15 protein-coding genes are annotated in these 17,977 nt (G+C 37.6%); 2 read left to right on the top strand and 13 right to left on the bottom strand.

Features of this window, described 5'->3' with window-relative positions; genetic code table 11:
• Position 1: 1 nt before the first annotated feature.
• The 9 genes from MF4640_RS12805 to MF4640_RS12760 form a co-directional block, all read right to left on the bottom strand.
• A complete protein-coding gene (locus MF4640_RS12805) occupies positions 2–2,107 on the bottom strand; it encodes an McrB family protein (RefSeq protein WP_078389831.1) in 2,106 nt (701 codons plus the stop codon).
• 196 nt (positions 2,108–2,303) lie between these two features.
• Positions 2,304–4,163, bottom strand: a complete 1,860-nt coding sequence (locus MF4640_RS12800; RefSeq protein ID WP_227518659.1) for a hypothetical protein — start codon at positions 4,161–4,163, stop codon at positions 2,304–2,306.
• Between the two features lie 315 nt (positions 4,164–4,478).
• Complete coding sequence (locus MF4640_RS12790; protein ID WP_078389830.1) at positions 4,479–7,355, bottom strand: type I restriction endonuclease subunit R; 2,877 nt, start codon at positions 7,353–7,355, stop codon at positions 4,479–4,481.
• Between the two features lie 3 nt (positions 7,356–7,358).
• Positions 7,359–8,546 carry a PD-(D/E)XK nuclease family protein gene (locus MF4640_RS12785; protein ID WP_078389829.1) on the bottom strand — a complete coding sequence of 396 codons (1,188 nt, stop codon included), beginning with the start codon at positions 8,544–8,546 and terminating at the stop codon, positions 7,359–7,361.
• A complete protein-coding gene (locus MF4640_RS12780) occupies positions 8,546–8,917 on the bottom strand; it encodes a DUF4431 domain-containing protein (protein WP_078389828.1) in 372 nt (123 codons plus the stop codon). Before MF4640_RS12780 ends, MF4640_RS12785 begins: the two co-directional genes overlap by 1 nt.
• A gap of 57 nt (positions 8,918–8,974) precedes the next feature.
• Entirely contained in the window at positions 8,975–9,802 is an 828-nt protein-coding gene (locus MF4640_RS12775; protein WP_078389827.1) for an HNH endonuclease, read from the bottom strand.
• 82 nt (positions 9,803–9,884) lie between these two features.
• Positions 9,885–10,343 (bottom strand): hypothetical protein, encoded by a 459-nt coding sequence (locus MF4640_RS12770; RefSeq protein WP_078389826.1) that lies wholly within the window; start codon positions 10,341–10,343, stop codon positions 9,885–9,887.
• Between the two features lie 61 nt (positions 10,344–10,404).
• Positions 10,405–11,607: a restriction endonuclease subunit S gene (locus MF4640_RS12765; protein ID WP_078389825.1), complete on the bottom strand. Its 1,203-nt coding sequence runs from the start codon at positions 11,605–11,607 to the stop codon at positions 10,405–10,407.
• Positions 11,607–13,175 (bottom strand): type I restriction-modification system subunit M, encoded by a 1,569-nt coding sequence (locus MF4640_RS12760; RefSeq protein WP_078389824.1) that lies wholly within the window; start codon positions 13,173–13,175, stop codon positions 11,607–11,609. The genes MF4640_RS12765 and MF4640_RS12760 overlap by 1 nt, the downstream gene beginning before the upstream one ends.
• 332 nt (positions 13,176–13,507) lie before the next feature.
• Between MF4640_RS12760 and MF4640_RS12755 the strand changes: the two genes are divergently transcribed.
• Positions 13,508–13,669, top strand: coding sequence for a YhfG family protein (locus MF4640_RS12755; RefSeq protein WP_078389823.1), 162 nt, complete (start codon positions 13,508–13,510; stop codon positions 13,667–13,669).
• A gap of 12 nt (positions 13,670–13,681) precedes the next feature.
• Positions 13,682–14,278: a putative adenosine monophosphate-protein transferase Fic gene (locus tag MF4640_RS12750; RefSeq protein ID WP_078389822.1), complete on the top strand. Its 597-nt coding sequence runs from the start codon at positions 13,682–13,684 to the stop codon at positions 14,276–14,278.
• Positions 14,279–14,308: 30 nt separating this feature from the next.
• On the opposite strand, the gene MF4640_RS12745 is transcribed toward MF4640_RS12750, so the two are convergent.
• The 4 genes from MF4640_RS12745 to MF4640_RS12730 form a co-directional block, all read right to left on the bottom strand.
• The gene (locus MF4640_RS12745) at positions 14,309–14,536 is read right to left on the bottom strand and encodes a helix-turn-helix transcriptional regulator (protein ID WP_078389821.1); all 228 of its coding nucleotides are present in this window, start codon (positions 14,534–14,536) and stop codon (positions 14,309–14,311) included.
• Between the two features lie 79 nt (positions 14,537–14,615).
• The gene (locus MF4640_RS12740) at positions 14,616–15,497 is read right to left on the bottom strand and encodes a hydrolase or metal-binding protein (RefSeq protein WP_078389820.1); all 882 of its coding nucleotides are present in this window, start codon (positions 15,495–15,497) and stop codon (positions 14,616–14,618) included.
• Positions 15,498–15,722: 225 nt separating this feature from the next.
• Positions 15,723–16,769 (bottom strand): YqaJ viral recombinase family protein, encoded by a 1,047-nt coding sequence (locus tag MF4640_RS12735; protein WP_078389819.1) that lies wholly within the window; start codon positions 16,767–16,769, stop codon positions 15,723–15,725.
• Positions 16,770–16,902: 133 nt separating this feature from the next.
• Positions 16,903–17,958: a DUF932 domain-containing protein gene (locus MF4640_RS12730; RefSeq protein ID WP_078389818.1), complete on the bottom strand. Its 1,056-nt coding sequence runs from the start codon at positions 17,956–17,958 to the stop codon at positions 16,903–16,905.
• Positions 17,959–17,977: the final 19 nt, after the last annotated feature.

Raw genomic sequence — 17,977 nt, 5'->3', positions numbered from 1 at the left:
TTTATTTCATTGTTTCTTTAAACTTGATTAACGCTTCATCTAACTTAGTTTCCAATTCGCTTTCTGCAAATAGTGCTCTTAGATACTCTTTCAATGTTGGTCGCAAATACAAATTAAATAAAACTCCAACATTATCCTTTGTAATATCTCTACGTTTAGCAATATCACTAATCCTCATAAAAAATGAGTGACCAAATTCATATGACTTTCCTAAACCTAAGTCTTTAGAAATATACTCGTTCAATTTCTTGCAGGCTTTGACATACTGACCTGTATTATTGAACTGATCTTTTCCCTTGAAACGTATTTCTTCTTCAATTACTTCGTAATCACAATCTTTTCTTATCCACTTAAAACGTCTACGAAGGGCTAAATCAAAAGCGTCAATACTTTTATCCACATCATTCATCATTCCTATAAAAAACACATTTTTAGGCACTCCGAACTTTACTTCATCATTGTCAATTTCATAAGCTAACTCTTTAAATTTATTGTCTTCTTTGATTAAATCCCCAATTAACGCAGAATATTGTGTTCGAATCAGATTTTTATTTTCAGCATCATGTCGGTAATCTTTTTCCAATAACGACAAGGTTTCACCAAAAACCATTGAAAGATTTGCTCGATTTATTTCGTCCACGACGAAATAAAAATCCTTTTTAGGGTATTCTTTCGCTTTGATACAAAAGTTTTTAAAAATACCATTTACCAACTCAAAGCGGATGTTTCCATCTTTTGAAACACCTTTAGGTTTAATACCTTCGATAAAATCTTCATAAGTAAATGATGGATGAAATTGTAAAACTTCATATCGTGAAGTATCACCTTGACAAATAAAATCTAAACTACTTTTTACAAAAAATGTTTTTCCCGTTCCTGGTGGCCCATAAAGAATAACGTTAGGATTGTTTATGTCTGTGATTGCTTTGGAATTTACAAAACGCCACAAGAAACGTGAAAGCAAAACAAGTTCACTTTTGTCTTGTTCATTTACGTCTAAAAGTTTCTTTGCTACAGCACAAACCTGATAGTTTTTTGTAAAAACTCCTTCAGCATCACCATCAATAAACTCGTTATACAACTCTTCCAACCATTCTGTAGAGTAGATATAAAGAAAATCCGACAAACTATCTAATACAGCCAATTTCATTAAAACTTGTTTGGCACTGTATTTTTGTTCGTTTTCAATCAAACGTATTTTTTTCAACGGATCATTTGCTAAAACAATATTTTTTAGTAACCCTTTTATGTGATCATGAAAATACGTTTCCGCTTCTTGTCTAGTAGCATTTGATTGTTTTGTACTTTTTATATAATAACTAGAATTGTCATCATTTAACTTCACCTCAAAGTTAAATGCCGACCCAGGCTTTGAAGAACCTAAAGCACTTTTCGTAGTTCGCTCCAAGAAGTTACACAGATAACCACCAGGCATTGTCGCTGTAGAATTTCCCAAAATGTTTGTGTAATCATCCAAACTTAATGTGTCATTTAAAATTTTATCCTTATATAGTTTCCATTCAGAAATTAGTTTCTCAACTTCGCCATTGTTAGATTTCCTCTCTGCCTCTTTCGTTTCACTTTTAAATTTGTTCCAAAGTGCTTTTATTTGATCTTGTCGATCTTCTGGCAGCTTAATACTTTCCATAAGTCTCACGTAATTCCTTAACTCATACCACTCTTCAATAAAATTATTTGTAGCATTATTTCCATTACAGTAGGTTAAAGTACCTGGTGCTTGTATGTGACTTTTACCATAAGTTCTTAAAATTTGATCTAGAAGCTTTTTCTCATTTTCTCCGTAAAAACCAACAATTTCAATTTGTCTTCTAAGTTTGAACCAATCAAATTCATTATCTATATCATTTTCTATGTAAGCATTACCTTTTATTTTTACCAATGCTACAGGCGTACTTCCATCACGAACCATCACAACATCGTCAATTTTCATATCTTCTTTGAAGAGGTTAGGATCAATCACTGGATTTCCTTTTTTGTCTTCCCAATACTCCCCCATGCCAATGACTTGTTTCTTCACAAGTATAGCTTTTAACGTGTCAACATCTAATCTTGAGTCTGGGTGTAATTGTATATGCCAATAATTCATCTAATATCTATATACGTTGTAATGTTTCAGGAAAGGAATTAACTAATGTTAACAATAATCATATCATCTTTATTTTTACAGTTTGCGGTGGTAGCAACCATGCTCAATAATTTCTTCATCATGAAGTCAATTACTTAGTTTTTGAACTTAATAAGAATATAGGCATAAGAGAACTTATGCCTATAGGTAACAGCAATTAATCTTTCAACTCATAACACAGTCTAAAACCAATTTTTCGACCTTTATATTTACCAGTAGAATTCAATGCTGGTGTTGGTTTAGAAATATAGTTATAAAATCCTGTGAGTGATTTACAACACACGTAAGTTTTATCTGTTAACCACTCACCAAAATTTTTAGAATCAATATATTTGAGCCCATGTTTTTCCAAAAATTTCACATCATCAAATTTTAATTGAATTTTTTGGAAAGCTTCTTCTTCCATATAAGGTGGATGACCAACTATTTTCACTCCATTTTCATCATAAAAGCTCAAACAATTGTATTCAAATTCCTCATTAAGTTGATCACTAAAAGTAGTTTTCCCTTTTATAGTGATTTTAATAGGAGGTGAATAATAGTTTAGAGTATCATCTTTAGGTTCATCAAAAGGAGAAATCTCGATGAACTCATCATAAGTTAATAAACGGGTTTCTATTTTATTTTTACGATTAAACCAACTGATAAACATCATGACATCGTACCAAGTTAAAGAGACTGGTAGCGTTGTATTTTCATCCGCATTTACAGCTTCGAGGTTATCTAAACCACCATTTTTCTCAAATAACTCAGCTCGACCTTGCATATATGAGCGATTAGCAATCGAAAACTCGTTAAACTCTTCAATTGTAATAATGTCTGAGACCGTTAAAACTTTACCATTTGCCAGCTTAATTTTTTGATAATCAGGCAACTCAATGGAAGACCTCAAATCTATGAGCGTCTTGATATAATCACTATGCAACGAACGTTTTAGTAACTCCTCTATGCCAGGATAGTTACGTGTATTACCACCAGAACAATAATATTCAGTTTCTGCTTGATGTAACTGTTGCTGTCTATTCCCTCTAAACTCGAAGTAGAACCAACGTTTGAAATGATATTCATCTTCAAATCTAGGGACATCCGCTCTTTTTAAGTACGGCTCATAAATTTGATGTTTGAATTCTTCATCACGTTGATTTTTAAAAATGAAATCGTAATCGCCATTTTCACCTTTTAAAAAAATAAGATTTTCATTAAAAGGAAGCACCTCAATCCAGCCTTGATTAATTTGCTCAATACGCTGAATGAATAAATTCATCTTTTTATTACAATGAACTAGAGATTCTGCCAAAGCTATCTTGTTGCTGTTATAGAATTGAAAAACAGATTCTTTTTCTCTCGGTTGAGTCAACTGATCACCAAGCAAGTTAAAACCAGCTTGAATAAAAAATAAGTCTCCACCAATCACGATATCAATAAGTGATCTGGTCTGCGGTTGTTTCCGCTTAAGCTGTACTTGAAGTGTGGGTTTTTGCAGCGCAAGATCTACATTTTCAGAGCAATTCGCATCATAAGGATTTTGATTTAATCCATATTGAGAACGCTCAATCTCAAAGTTGTAGATACCTATCCCATCATCAAAGTATTGATCATAACGAAAGTTGTATCCTGTAAATATTTTATCTGGAATAGCACTGTTGTTATAGAACAGACGATCTGAGATGTCTTGACGCTCGTGTTTTAAACGACTAGCTCCGTTACATGGAAACCTTGGTGCAATCAGATCGGCATATTGCCTTAAATCATGATCTTCCATAAATGGTTTTAGCAGTTGCTCATAGGCATTTGAATATCCTGAGAAACCGCCCTTAAAACCCAATGATTGAACAAGTGCATTTAATAACGTGCAATGACTTATTTTTTCACGATCATAAGATACACTTTTAACTGATTGTTTAATGAGTTCAGGTTCTAAACCAAAGACTGGCAGAATATGAAATTGTTTAAGCGGTAAATAACCCACAACAGATGGTTGGGTCGCAAAGTTGTTTTTTGAAGATGCTTTGAACATGGTAAAATCCGTCGTATTTCGATAAGAAATAAAAAGCTTCAACTAAACCTTATGATTCAGCAGCATACTAACGAAGTAACGGATTTTGTCTTATGTATGAAGATAAGATGAGTATTTTTGTTTAAGAGAGTATGACTTCTTAACCGCAGGTTAAAACTCAACCTAGGCATTTTTGCTTAATTGAAAGAATATGAAATATCTAATTTTTTGTCAATAACACTTCAACTAGAATTTGAGATGGTGGCAGATGAACTGCCACCTTACTCATTAATAAATTTAATTTTTATAATTGCTTTGACCCAATTATTACCTCTATTAAAACCCGACATAATACTTCTCAATCAACTGTCTCGTTTTCGCCAGCAAATTGGTCAAGACATTATCTCGCTCAAACAACTTCACCTTAAAGTTAGGTAATTCCTTCATTTCTTCTTTACGTGGCAAGCGTTGATTAAACTCATAATTATCCAAGACCTGTTTTAACACTTCAGGTTTTAGGTTTTCTTGCTCACAGAAATGTTGATAAGCCTGTTCCTTCTCTGCATCCCAGAACTTAGCAAAGGCTGTTTGTACACTCTGTCCATTGATCATTTTCGGTATATTTTCTTCAATGAATTTTTGGATCAAGTCTTGCTTGTCATGTAAGCTAACATCCCCTCCAATTAAGTCATGCACTTGCGCTTCATACTTCTTCCGTTGTTCATCTGTTTCAGCATTAACGGCCATCTGTAACAGCGTCAGGATATACCCCACATTGATACGATCACTGTGCAGTAAATCTAATTGGAAATCGACATCATCTAGCACCGAGACTTTTTCTTTCTTGGTGGTTTTACGAATCGCGCGACACAGGTCTGCATATTTCGAAGCAAAATTAGCAAAGTGCTGTTTGTCTAATACCGTCTGGTCTTGATCGTATTCCACAAAGGTTTGCAGTTGTGCGTTGTAACGCATCACTTCTCGAAATGCCTTAATGAATTCCAGTTGCTGATCTTCTGTTACGAGATCATCTACAGCCTGATAATCAGCGGTGATGTTAAATAGCTTTGCAACTGCATCTGCATAATCCTGTTTGATTTCCTCAAAATTCGGTACCAGTACCGTCTTTCTGGCTTCTTTATTGGAAAACAGGGCCAAGGCTTCATCCGTAGCACGTTTCAGATTGCGGAAGCTAATGATGTTTCCAAAAGGCTTTTTGTCATTGTAGACACGATTGGTACGAGAGAAAGCCTGAATCAGACCATGGTATTTAAGGTTCTTGTCCACATACAGGGTATTTAGGGGCTTTGAATCAAAGCCCGTCAGGAACATATTCACCACCAATAGAATATCAATCTGCTTTTTCTTGACTCGATCTGCAATATCTCGGTAGTAGGCATAGAAGCCGTCACCAGAATTGTAGTTAGTACCAAACTGGGCATTATAGTTAGCAATGTAACGGTCCAACTTGTCGCGGCTAGACTTGTTAATTTGACTTGGTGTATCAGTTGATTCTTCTTGAATCAAACCATTCTGATCTACCGTATCAACAGCTTTATTCGCACCATAGGAGAAAATAGTCGCAATGGTGAGTGGTTTAAATAATCGACCTAGTGCTTCATCTTGCTGCTGCTTCTCAGCTTGTGCCTTTTCAAACAGTTCATAATACTGCGTCAAGGTATCTACTGAACTGACACAGAACATCGCCGTAAACTCACGGTTCTTGGTTTTGGTATCGTGCGTATCAACGATATAACGGGCAATCATTTCCAGTCGTTGCGGATTGTCATACATCTCTTGGGTATCAATACCCTCAACATCTTCGTCATAGTCAAGGTTGTTCTGCATACCTTTAGCAGTATATTTGCCACGATAATCAATTTGGAATTGAAGTACGTTACGGTCTCGAATCGCATCCACAATGACATATTGATGCAAACACTGATTGAATAGGTAATCTGTGGTGAGCTTCAAACCTGCTTTGGACTGACTATTCTCCTCAAAGATCGGTGTCCCTGTAAATCCAAACATTTGTGCATTACTAAAGAACTTTTTAATGTTTTGATGGGTATCACCAAATTGACTACGGTGACATTCATCAAAAATAAACACCACTTTTTTGTCTTTCAGGTAATTGATGGATTCCGCATAACGGTCATTGCTAATAGCGCGATTCAGCTTCTGGATGGTAGTGACAATCAGCTTGTCATGGCGTTGATCGAGCTGTTTCACCAAAGTATGTGTGCTGTCAGTACTGTCCACACTTTCGGCTTTAAAGGCATTAAACTCACGTGATGTTTGGGTATCGAGGTCATTTCGATCCACCACAAATAACACCTTTTCCACATCAGGCATTTTCATGATGAGTTGACTGGCTTTAAACGACGTCAGCGTTTTACCTGAACCTGTGGTGTGCCAGATGTAGCCATTTTGCTGTGAGTTCTGTACATGCGCAATAATCTTTTGCACAGCATAAATTTGGTAAGGCCGTAACACCATCAAACTTTTACTGGTTTCCAGCATCACCATGTATTGAGTCAGCATTTGCGTGAGGTGTACATGATTGAGAAAAGCATCGGTAAAATCGACAATTTCATTGATGTGTTTGTTGCTGACATCAGCCCAAGGAAAAGCAAACTCGATGCCTGTGGTGCCATTTGAGTAATAGCGGGTATTGGCACCATTACTGATGATAAAGAGTTGGATAAAACCAAACAGCCCTTGCCCTGCCCAATACGCTTCACGGATATAGCGTTGAGTCTGATTAAAGGCTTCGGCAATTTCCATGCCGCGTTTTTTCAGTTCAATTTGAACTAAAGGTAAGCCATTCACTAATAATGTCACATCGAAACGACTCGTTCGACCATTAAAATCACGATGGTCTATCGTGATTTGATTGGTGACTTGATATACATTTTTGCTTGGGTCATCCGATAAAAAGAAAATGTGCTTGCTTGAACCATCATCAAACTTAACGGGGAATTGGTCTCTGAGATTTTTGGCACGTTCAAATACAGTGCCTGTATTTAGAAAGCTAATGACTTGCTTCCACTCAGTTTCTGATAATGGCGCAAGTCCGTTGGCACGTTCAATTTGAGTTTTGAGGTTTGACAGTAATTGGCTTTCATTCTTGATGGTGACTGTTGCATACCCCAGTCCTTGGAGTTGTTGAATCAGTTCATTTTCAAGTTGATATTCACTTTGTACTGTCATAACTTACCCTAATTCAATTTGATTTAATAACTTTTGATTTTCAATAATTAACTCTGTTATCGCTAACAAGTTGAACTCATTAAACTCCCAACAAATACTTAGATAATTTTCATCGGTTTGCTCATTAGATTTCTTGGTATTAATCTGATTTTTATATTTACCTCTTTTCACTCTGGTATTAATAGTTTTTACTATTTCTTTATTTTTCTTATTTAAATCAAAACATAACCAAAGTTCAGATGTAGGTTTTACATCATAATATAAATATAAGGCTATATCAGTACTGGATTTGAATTTTGTATTTTGAAAACGCCAAGCTTTTGCTTCCTTTTTATCTCGTCTCTCACTTACCACCTTATAATTTTTCTCCTCAAATACTACTCCATATTCATTTAAAACATGCTGTTCAATTTCTTTATAAGCCTTTTCTCTTAATATAAATAACTCTTGAATCTCTTTATTATTTTTAATTACAAACTCAATTGTATTCATATCCGTCTCCAAAACCTCTTTCAAATTAATTAGATGCAGTAAAAATTCTCTAGCAAAAATAGTCCATTTACTCAAAGGGCGTTCAACGCTAGATTTACTTAAAGTTGTACGTATATGCTTTGCTAAATGTGAATAGGATATGCTGTACCAATTTTTAAATTTGGTTATCCCATCCAAACTGACAACTAGTTTTATTAAATGCTTTTCTCCGTCTTTAGCTTCTTTTTTACCCCATGCTTCATAGTGCGATACAGGATTATTTTGCTCATGGTTTATTTTTAGCTCTACTAAAATTAAGGTTTTTTCACTCTCTAGCCATAGATCAATTCTTTTCTGGTCAGCTACAGTTTGTTCAATGCCTATTTTCTGAAAACCGCCAAAATCTAAATCATTTAACTCATCACTAATATCTTTTAATGAACTAATGAAACCATCGTAGAAAATTAGACCAAGATCATGTGCTTCATTTGGATCAATAAAAAATGCTAACAATTCAGTTGTAGGATTTTCATGATGTTTTCTAAAGGCAGTATCGAAGATCGTTACCTCAGATTCTTTTGGGCTATTGAGTTTTGCTTCTAATAGAATTTTTTCATATTTATGAATCAATCTTTCTTCAATATTTTGCATCGCCCCGCCTACACATACATCTGCTGCAACAAGTTTTTCCATGTCAGGAACTACCATAGATAATTCCATTATTTATAATCCACAGACTTAACAACACACAAAACTTTTGTAGTATGGTGTGCTGTATGTGATCGAAACAACTCACTGCATTTAATTTCTACAGATTTTCCTTCTTTCTTAAAAAGTGATGTATAGCGAGCATGATTATAATCAACCAACTGAATAAGTTTAGTTTTTACTAAACCTTCTGTACCATCAACATTAATTTGCTGATCTAAGGTCAAAGCAATTTGATTACCCCCAAACACTTCTTGATTTGGATGTAAGCTTTTAATTCTGAGTAATTTTCCAGTTATGATTGCAGGTTCATCATAATAAAAAGTTTGTGCTTGGCTAAACATTGGCACAAAAATGAGTAATGCCATTAAAAGCTTATTCATTTACTACTTCTCTATAGTTTTAAAGTGATTAATTTAGAAGTTGGACAACAATTGAATTTACTTTGAACTTTTAGATACTTCATATAACAGTTTCAATCGTTCAACAGTCATCGGTATACCATTTTCCTGTCGATGCAGCATTGCATGGCAATTTGGGCAGACTGGCATTAAATCAGTTTCAGGATTGACCTCGTAACTTTCGGAAATTTGATGTAATGGCGTGATGTGATGCACATGAATAAAATCTTTGGCGAAAGTGCCATAAGTTTCTGCAAAACTCATCTTACAAATTTCACAGCGTGTTCCATGAATTTCTAAACATTTAGCACGAGCTTCAGGATTACGTTCATAGCGATTAACTTGAACAGTTTGCTTTGCACCTTCAGGAAAGCTTTTATTTTCAGTATCAGCTTCATCTGGGTAATCTGTAGCAATGATCTCGTTATTAAACTCATTCAAAATATGCGCTAAAAAAATACGAATAGGATCATTAGAGTCTTTATCACGATCTGTACGGCGACCTTGAATTGGAGCATCAGGGATTAATTTGTTCTGGACAAAGTAATCAAAGGATAAAGTAGCTTTATCGACTTTTTTCAATTTTTCAAAAACAGCATAGCCCTTAATGCTATTCAGTTGGGTCCTATCTTTCCAAAATACTTTTTGTGCCAGAGGATATTCTGATGGATCAGCATGCCCAATCACTTTGAATTGGTACATAACTTTAGATATTGGTTGAGTCACATAGACATAAACAATATCGTTAATTTGTAGGCCTTTACCTTCAGTTGTTGCTGAGTTTTTCCAATAAATTTTAGGTAAAGCATCAAAGGCTTTTTCTAAATCAAATTCATCGTAATTAACAGTAACTAACCAATTCGCCATAACAATTCCCCTTACACAAACATCTACTGCAACAAGCCTTTTTTAAGTCTTTGGCTTGTACAAATTCTTTAACGAAACAGCTTTAATACTGAGTTTCACACTTCACTGCTTTAGCAGGCGTTATATTTTTTGCGAACACCAGTTGGGTTAAGTCAAAGCCTTCTGTTTCTTCCACGAATAGGTTGTAGTCTTTAATGGTAATAGTTGCCTTACCTTCATAGCTGCAATAGTCTTTTTTAATGGTATCTGGCAATTTAAATGTTTTTTTGGCTTGCTCAAAATTGCTAAAGCAGAACCATGCCGTTCGTTCATCACCTTTTGGACGTGGTACCAGTGCAGATGATTTTTTATCAGGTTCAAAGCAAATCCCATCACCCATATATTCTAAATATTCAGGGTCTAAAGTACGTGAGTAAGTTCCTGTTAAGGTCGCGTCTCCTTTATAGTGCTTAAAGCCAGAAACATTTTTTTGATATTTAAAGGTTTGAGCCTGTGCCAACATTGGCAATGTCATAAAAGCAACAAGTATAAGTTTTTTCATGATGATCCTATTTTAAGTTTTATAAAACAAAGTGATCTTTCACTTTGCTGATATGAAAATATTAGACAAACATCTGCTGCAACAAGCCTTTTTTCCACTGTTTTGCTTGTTCAATTTGCTGCGCCGCAACTTCAATTTTTTGGTCGATGACAGATAAAAAGTTAGCGATTTTGGTTTGTTCTTCTAGGCAAGGGACAAGTAAGGGGCAGGACAAAACTTCTTCTTTTTTTAAATTTGTTTGCCCAACTCCACTATCGAATGCTAAATAATATTTGTGACGATTAAGTTGATATTGAAAAAACTTAGGATAATTTAATTTGCTAAATACAAACATACCAATTCGCTGATTCAAAGCATATTTACTTCCATCTGCTATATGTAATACCTTGGCAATAGCTTTACCATTTGGCACATCGCTCATAACCATCACTAAACAATCATTAAAAACTTTTTGATTACATGCTGTAACTTTTTTAAATACTCTAGTGTCTGTTGAAATGAATTTTGAATTAATTAATAAAAACTCACCATTAGAATCCACATTATTTTCATGCCCTTTTCCGTTATAGAATTTAATTATTTCTCCTAAATTTTTCTCCTCCCACTCCCCAAACTCACTCCCATCATCCGCTTTAAAACGAATTTGTTGGCTAAACAACTTCTGCATCATGCCTTGTTTATACTGGCTGACCAGCTCGTGTTTTTGAGTCAGCTGGATAATCTTTTCATCGACTGCGGAAAGAAAAGTGGCTATTTTGGTTTGTTCTTTTTTCTGGGGAAGAAATAAATCTATTGATCGAATAGCTTGAAAATTTAGACCTTCACGACCACTACCTACTTGCTTAGATTCAATAGCATTTTGCCCATTATCAGAGCTTAAAAATGATTGGATAAATAGTGGATCGTCATTCGGTGTTCGAATAATGCAAACGTGCTGATTTACATTGCCTTCATTAAACTCGGATGGAACTACACAGCTTCGCCCGATTGAAGCACCTGTTATATTTAATAAAATATCATTAGCAATAACTTTACTGCCCGACATTTTGTTATGAATTTCATCAGGAATATAAGCTACATCATTAAGTAAAAGCCTATCATTGTTTACATTTTGACTTCTAATGAAAATAATACCTTCACCCGTATAGGCTTCTGCTCCCCCTCTTGGAGTGCTACCGCTACCAACTTTAGATGCTATATCTCCAATTTTATTTAAAGTCCAATTCTCATCAAATTCTTTAAATCGCAACTTAGGTACAGACATTACTTCACCTCCGCAAACGGCGAAGCAATCCCAAGCTCTTTGCAAAACTCACTAATCACCGCATCCGTCTTTTGACTTTCCACTTCCAAAGCCTGCAATGATTGAGCAATTGCATCGAGGTCAATCTCACCCTCAGCTTCAAAAGTGTCGACATAACGCGGAATATTCAGATTAAAGTCATTGTCTTTGACTTCCTGCAAAGTCGCCACATGCGCATACTTTTCAATATTCTGACGGTTTTCAAATGCGCCAATAATATTGTCCAAATGCTCAGGCAATAACTTGTTTTGATTCTTCTGCTTTTCAAACTCGTTACTGGCATCAATAAACAGAATATTGTCTTTGTGCTCACGATTTTTCTTCAGCACCAAAATACAGGTCGGAATAGACGTACCATAGAAAATATTGGCAGGTAAACCAATGATGGTATCAATCACATTGAGCTGTTCAATCAAATACTGACGAATCACACCCTCACTCGAACCACGGAATAACACGCCGTGCGGTAGAACCACCGCCATTGTGCCGTTTTCATCCAGTTGATGCAGCATGTGCTGTACAAATGCCATATCCGCTTTAGAACTTGGCGCAAGTTTGCCATACGCTGCAAAGCGCTCATCTTGTAAAAATAACGGATCAGCAGACCATTTTGCTGAAAATGGTGGATTAGCAACGACCGCATCAAAACGCTTGTCCAAATGCTGCGGACGAATCAAGGTATCTTCTTGCTTGATGTCGAACTTGGCAAAATGCACATCGTGCAAAATCATGTTCATACGTGCCAAGTTGTAGGTGGTACGGTTCATCTCCTGACCGTAAATCATATCGACATCTTGCACTTCACGTTTCACACGCAGCAACAACGAACCTGAACCACAAGTCGGGTCATACACCGAGCGTAAACGGGTTTTACCTTGCGTCACGATCTTGGCAAGTAAAGTCGATACCGTTTGTGGCGTATAGAATTCCCCTGCTTTTTTACCTGCACCAGATGCAAACTCACCAATCAGATATTCATAAGCATCACCCAATACATCTGATTCGGTATTTGAAATATCAAAATCAATATCGTCTAAATGACTTAAAACCTTAGCCACAAGCTCATTACGATCACTCGCCGTATTACCCAGCTTGGTCGAGTTTAGGTCGAGGTCTTCAAACAGATTGGCAAAGTCATCGGCAGAGTCTGAACCAAGCGTACTTTGTTCAATCGCTTTCAGCGTTGCTGCCAAATCATCCAAAATGAAATCGCCTTTACGACCACGTTCTGCAAGCGTATGGAATAGTTGCTTTGGTGTCAGCGCATAACCCACTTCTTCAATGGCATTCTTTTTGATTTCTTCGATATATGGCACATGCTCAGCGTTATTCTCATCTAACGCTAAAAAGCCAATGTCTTCGCCATCAAGCAATTCATTGGCAAAGTTCACCGCTTTTTCAGACAAATATTTAAAGAAGATAAACCCAAGAATATAGTCACGAAACTCATCTGCACCCATTTTGCCACGTAAGGTATTGGCAATATTCCATAGTTGTTTTTGTAGCTGTTGCAGTTGTACTTGGGTCATTGTTATTGAAGTCCGAAGAAAATGTTAAAGCGTGACGGCTTTGTTGCATAAATATGTAAGCATCTGATTTAAATAGATTTAATTTTGGATCAAAAAATAATCAAAACTTTTAAAATCATATAGTTATGAAATCTTTGTGCAACAAAGCCAAGCGTGACTAGTTTACCGAAAATTAAAGATTTTTCAGCAAAAAACAGAGAGTGAGAGACATAAACTGTCGCAATTAAATTTAATCACTACAACGCTTTTATTTTTATATTTCGACTGCCATCATTTGATATAAGCCAAATCTGATATACTGATTAAAATTTTTTGACTTAAGGAGCCTAAACATGCTTAAGACAATTGAACAGAAAAAAAAATATATTCAGGCAACACGCTTACAGAATTATAGAGCTAGCCTAAAACTTGAAGGCCTTTCTCCTTCAGCAACCACTCCAACTTTAAGCAAAGACCAAATCCTACAAAAATATAAAAAGCATTCAGAATCATAATTCGGTGATTTGATGGATAAATATGGTGAAATGGGAGACAGTCTTTACTGTTATCCAAACTCTAGTACTCTCAAAAACAAATTACATATCCAAGATGAAAAAATTTTGCAGCAGGCCGAATTAGAGCTATCTGAATATGCCAGTTTACACATTGAATATACTGAACCACCTTACGATCTCCAATACCTAAAAAACATACACTACTCCTTATTTTCAGAACTTTATGAATGGGCTGGTGAACTTAGGCAAGTTGATATTTCAAAAGGTGATACACGCTTTTGTACTTTTAGTCGTATTGAAGTTGAAGCCAATAAGCTTTTTAAGCAACTTCAATCTCAAAACTATTTTCAACATCTTGAACAGCAAAATCTTATTATTCAGCTTGCTGATTTCTATTGCGAACTCAATGTCATACATCCCTTCCGCGAAGGCAATGGACGCACTCAGCGCATTTTCTTTGAACATCTTCTCGCCTATTGTGGTTATGGTGTTGATTGGTCTCAAATTGAATCTCAGGAACGTTGGATTCAAGCTAATGTTGAAGGGTTCTACGGACACTTAGATGGATTAGTTCAAATCTTCAAGGAATGCATAGTCATTCCCAAATGAAAAAATAAGGGAACCGAAGTTCCCATTTTATTATCGACTCGCCAACTTACTTTCAATCCACTGATTGATTTCCCACGCTGACCAACCAATACGATTTTGGGTGATTTTGACTTTCTTCGGGAAAGTTGGATCGTAGTACGGTGAGTTCTCATCCATCATCTCATAAACCGTTGAACGGCCAACACCTGTGAATTGAATGACTTGTTTAATGCTAATCAGTTGATTCATCTGGAAAGTCTGACCTGTGAATGCATTCATGATGTGTACTCCTATCTCATGGTGACGAGCAACTCGCTCATGAGATACGGGATTCCTGTAAGGTTTTACCCAGTTCAATTCAGTTCAACGACGTGACTGATCCTTGCAATCCCTGCTGGAGATTAAACACTCTGTCCTGATCTGTGGGTCGGCCATCCTCTACTTGATAAAACTCCTCAACGACATTCATGCCATCTTCGCTATCCACCTCAAACTGCGAATTCCCATAACCCTGTAAAGCCATCTGATCTAAAGCATTCTGATTAAATCCTGCCAACTTACTCTTCTGATCAATCTCCTTGGCCATTTGAATCGCCTCTTGTAAGTGAATCCCCTCACGTAGGGTTAAGTCCACGTAGTACACAGGGGTACGATAGCTTTGTGTCGTGGATTTGCCTCGAAGGGTCAATTGCAACGGCAGACATGACAGCAAGCCATTCGATGCAGCATGGTAATACCGCAACCGAGCCGCTAAAGTTCGGATACTGTTAAAGCCTGTGGTTCTAAAAACAAAACTGCCAAATTCATCCGACTCATCCAAATTCACATACAGACGACCATAGGGCTTGCATAAGCCCCCTTGTGCAAAAGCGCATAAATCTGGAGATGGACATGGATGTTGCTCTACACCTTGATTAGTGAAGCGTTGACAGGTTTCACCATTGCCCATACAAACGGGACGTCCTGTTTGTCGGTCAAATAAACTGTATTCCGCACGCAAATTCAGTTCGGGATCATTAAAGATCATACGGACTGGAATGGTTCTGAGTTTTTGGCTAGGGGCTTTGACTCGAAGTTGCTCATCCAACGGATGTTTCACCCAACCCTCCTTGTTCTGGATTTGGCTGGTGATGGTGAATTGGTCATCCTTTTCAGGTAGGCGCTTGCCGTTCTTTTCTACAATTTTTCCGATACTGATTCGTCCGAGTACTGGCGGTGTAATCACTAAACCTTTAATCATGGGGATATTCCTTCTATTCATTTTTATACTGATCAGCCGAATGTATTGAAGCACCTGCTCTTACGTCATTCTTTGATAGCGTCAAGCAAGACACATCAAGCAATGACTACAGGAGAATCTGTTGTGCATCGGTCAATCGATCTGGCAAAGCTGTCCAATGCCCTTTCTTCTTTGAAGGAGGGGCGAAGGGGCTGCTTTGCCGATTTTTTTATGCAGGCGCTTAGCTCAAGATTCAGCATCAGTAAAGATATTGAATCGGCGACTGCCCTGCTTGTGCAGTGGATATTGCTGTATCAGCTCAGGTTGATGTTCGATCAAGGTTTTGGTATTGAGACTGATCGTATCTTTTGCTTTTTTCCAGACCACCGAACCCCTGCTAAACACCGCACGCTCGTTGTCTTTCATTAACATTTGGATTTGATGTTTCAGTTGATCAAAGTGTTCTTGCTGGTCTTGAAGGTCGACTTTCATTTTGATGAGCTGATCAAACAACTGATTGGCGTGTTGGTCATGACTTAAATCTTCAATGCTAAGCGGCACATGTGCTGGATACAGTAGTTGCAATGCTTTGGCTGCGGATTCACTGGCATCGGCATCAGGTGGAATATCCTTTTCAACACAGTCCCAGAAATAGCGTTCAGCATTGACGATATGTTGAATCACCGATTCACTACGGGTGACTTTAAAGATCCGTGTTTCATGCCCACAGATCAGTACACAAACATGTGCTGCCTTTTTTCCAGTCACTGCCAGTTGATGTTGTACCTGACAAAGCACATACAACGGGATGCCATCTCGCCAAAGTTTGGCACCATGTTCACCTGCGGTTTTACATTCCAGAATTTGCACATCTGCATTACCCACCACTGAATAATCCAAATTAGCCAGCATGAAATGTTTGTCTGGATCTGGATGTTGGAGTACTGCATTGACGCGACGGACTTTGTACTGGGTATGCATACTGTAGTATTCCGCCACCAATGGTTCTAAGCGTTTTCCCCAATATAAAGGGGCATGGCCTTCAGTTTGCTCATCCATGTTGTGCTGGATACGACCTGTTTTGATCATCCAAAGTTCAAGCATCGACATATACGGGTTGAGACCACAGGCTGCGGCACAATCACTACTGCCAATCCCTTTGCGTCTAACTTCCAACCATTCTGCATGCGTCAGGTTTTTGGTATCAACAAAGCGTTTGGCTGTGAACAGTTTGGGCCGAGGAGTATGGATACTCGGTATTGCATTGTTCGGGTTAATCACCGCTGAATTCATAGTAATTTCCTCTATCTGTAAAATTTTGCGCATAAAAAAAGCTATGTCCGTAGACACAGCTTTGAATGAATGGGTTTAGGTATTTGAAATATTGAAATCGGGATGCTTAGGCTAATAAATGAATTGATTAAACCTAAGCAAGCATAGCGAGGGCTTGTTCTAATCCTCTTTGCTTAAGTCCAGCACCTGCACCGAACCATGCCGAGTCCAAACGATGATCCTGACTCATGGCTCTGCGTTCGTGGTCGGCAAATTCCGTTATAGAGCAAAGCAAACCATAGGCGGTATCTTTGGCTGAACTCAGTTCTGCCCCACGCCCTTGTCCATTAAACATGGTCATCACCTTCGACATGGCACGGCCATTTGGCTCTGTCTTGTTGTCAGCTTTGGTTGCGGGGTTATTGCTTTGAGCTTGCGTTGCTACATTACGGTAGAACTGGATAATGCCATCTTCTTGCTCAGGCACACTCAGACTGGTGTTGTTAAATACCGCATCGAAATAAGCTGCTGCCTCACCTTGTGTGACTTTACGTTGACTAAGTTGTTTCATCTCATACATGTGATCCTCCCATGCACGGACGGAAATACCGAGTTGCTGCTTAATCTTCTCAGCATCAAACTTGGTACTGTGAGGGACTTTAACCACGCCTGCACTAGAATTTTGACCCTTTAAGGCAATCGCCAAGGTGTTATTACACACCACACGAATAGAAGTGAATTGTGCTGTGGTGGCAAGGGTTCCATCACAAGCCGTTGCCAGCAAGATATAGCCATTGCTGACATCTTTACCTTTTAAAGCCGATGTTTGTCCCGTTTTAGCTAAAGCCCAGAATTTCTTACCGCCTTTCAGCACGCCTGCCGTTTCCAGCTCAAAGCCAGATTGCTCAGTTAAATCACGATAAAACTCTAAGATCTGTTTCGGTTGGACTTCTTGATAGCGCTGACTGACCACAGATAAAGCGGCATGGGTATCTGAACGATACAACACCCGCTGTTCCTCATACGGCATGATGATGCTTTGCCCCCGTTCATTCTGTGCCATGTAACTCACATCGGAGGATTCAATTCGCCAATCCATGCCTGCTTGTTGTGCCCAGACTTCAATCGGTTGATGAGGGCTGAGTTGATTCCCGAGGCCATGCCAAGGGGTTTCGCCCACATAGGCGATCTGTTCAATTTGATGTGCCATTGTTCATTTCTCCTCTGTG

Source organism: Acinetobacter sp. MF4640, assembly GCF_002018895.1.
GTDB classification, from domain to species: domain Bacteria; phylum Pseudomonadota; class Gammaproteobacteria; order Pseudomonadales; family Moraxellaceae; genus Acinetobacter; species Acinetobacter johnsonii.
Note: the sequence above shows the minus strand (reverse complement) of the source record. Positions and strands in the feature narration are given on the sequence as shown.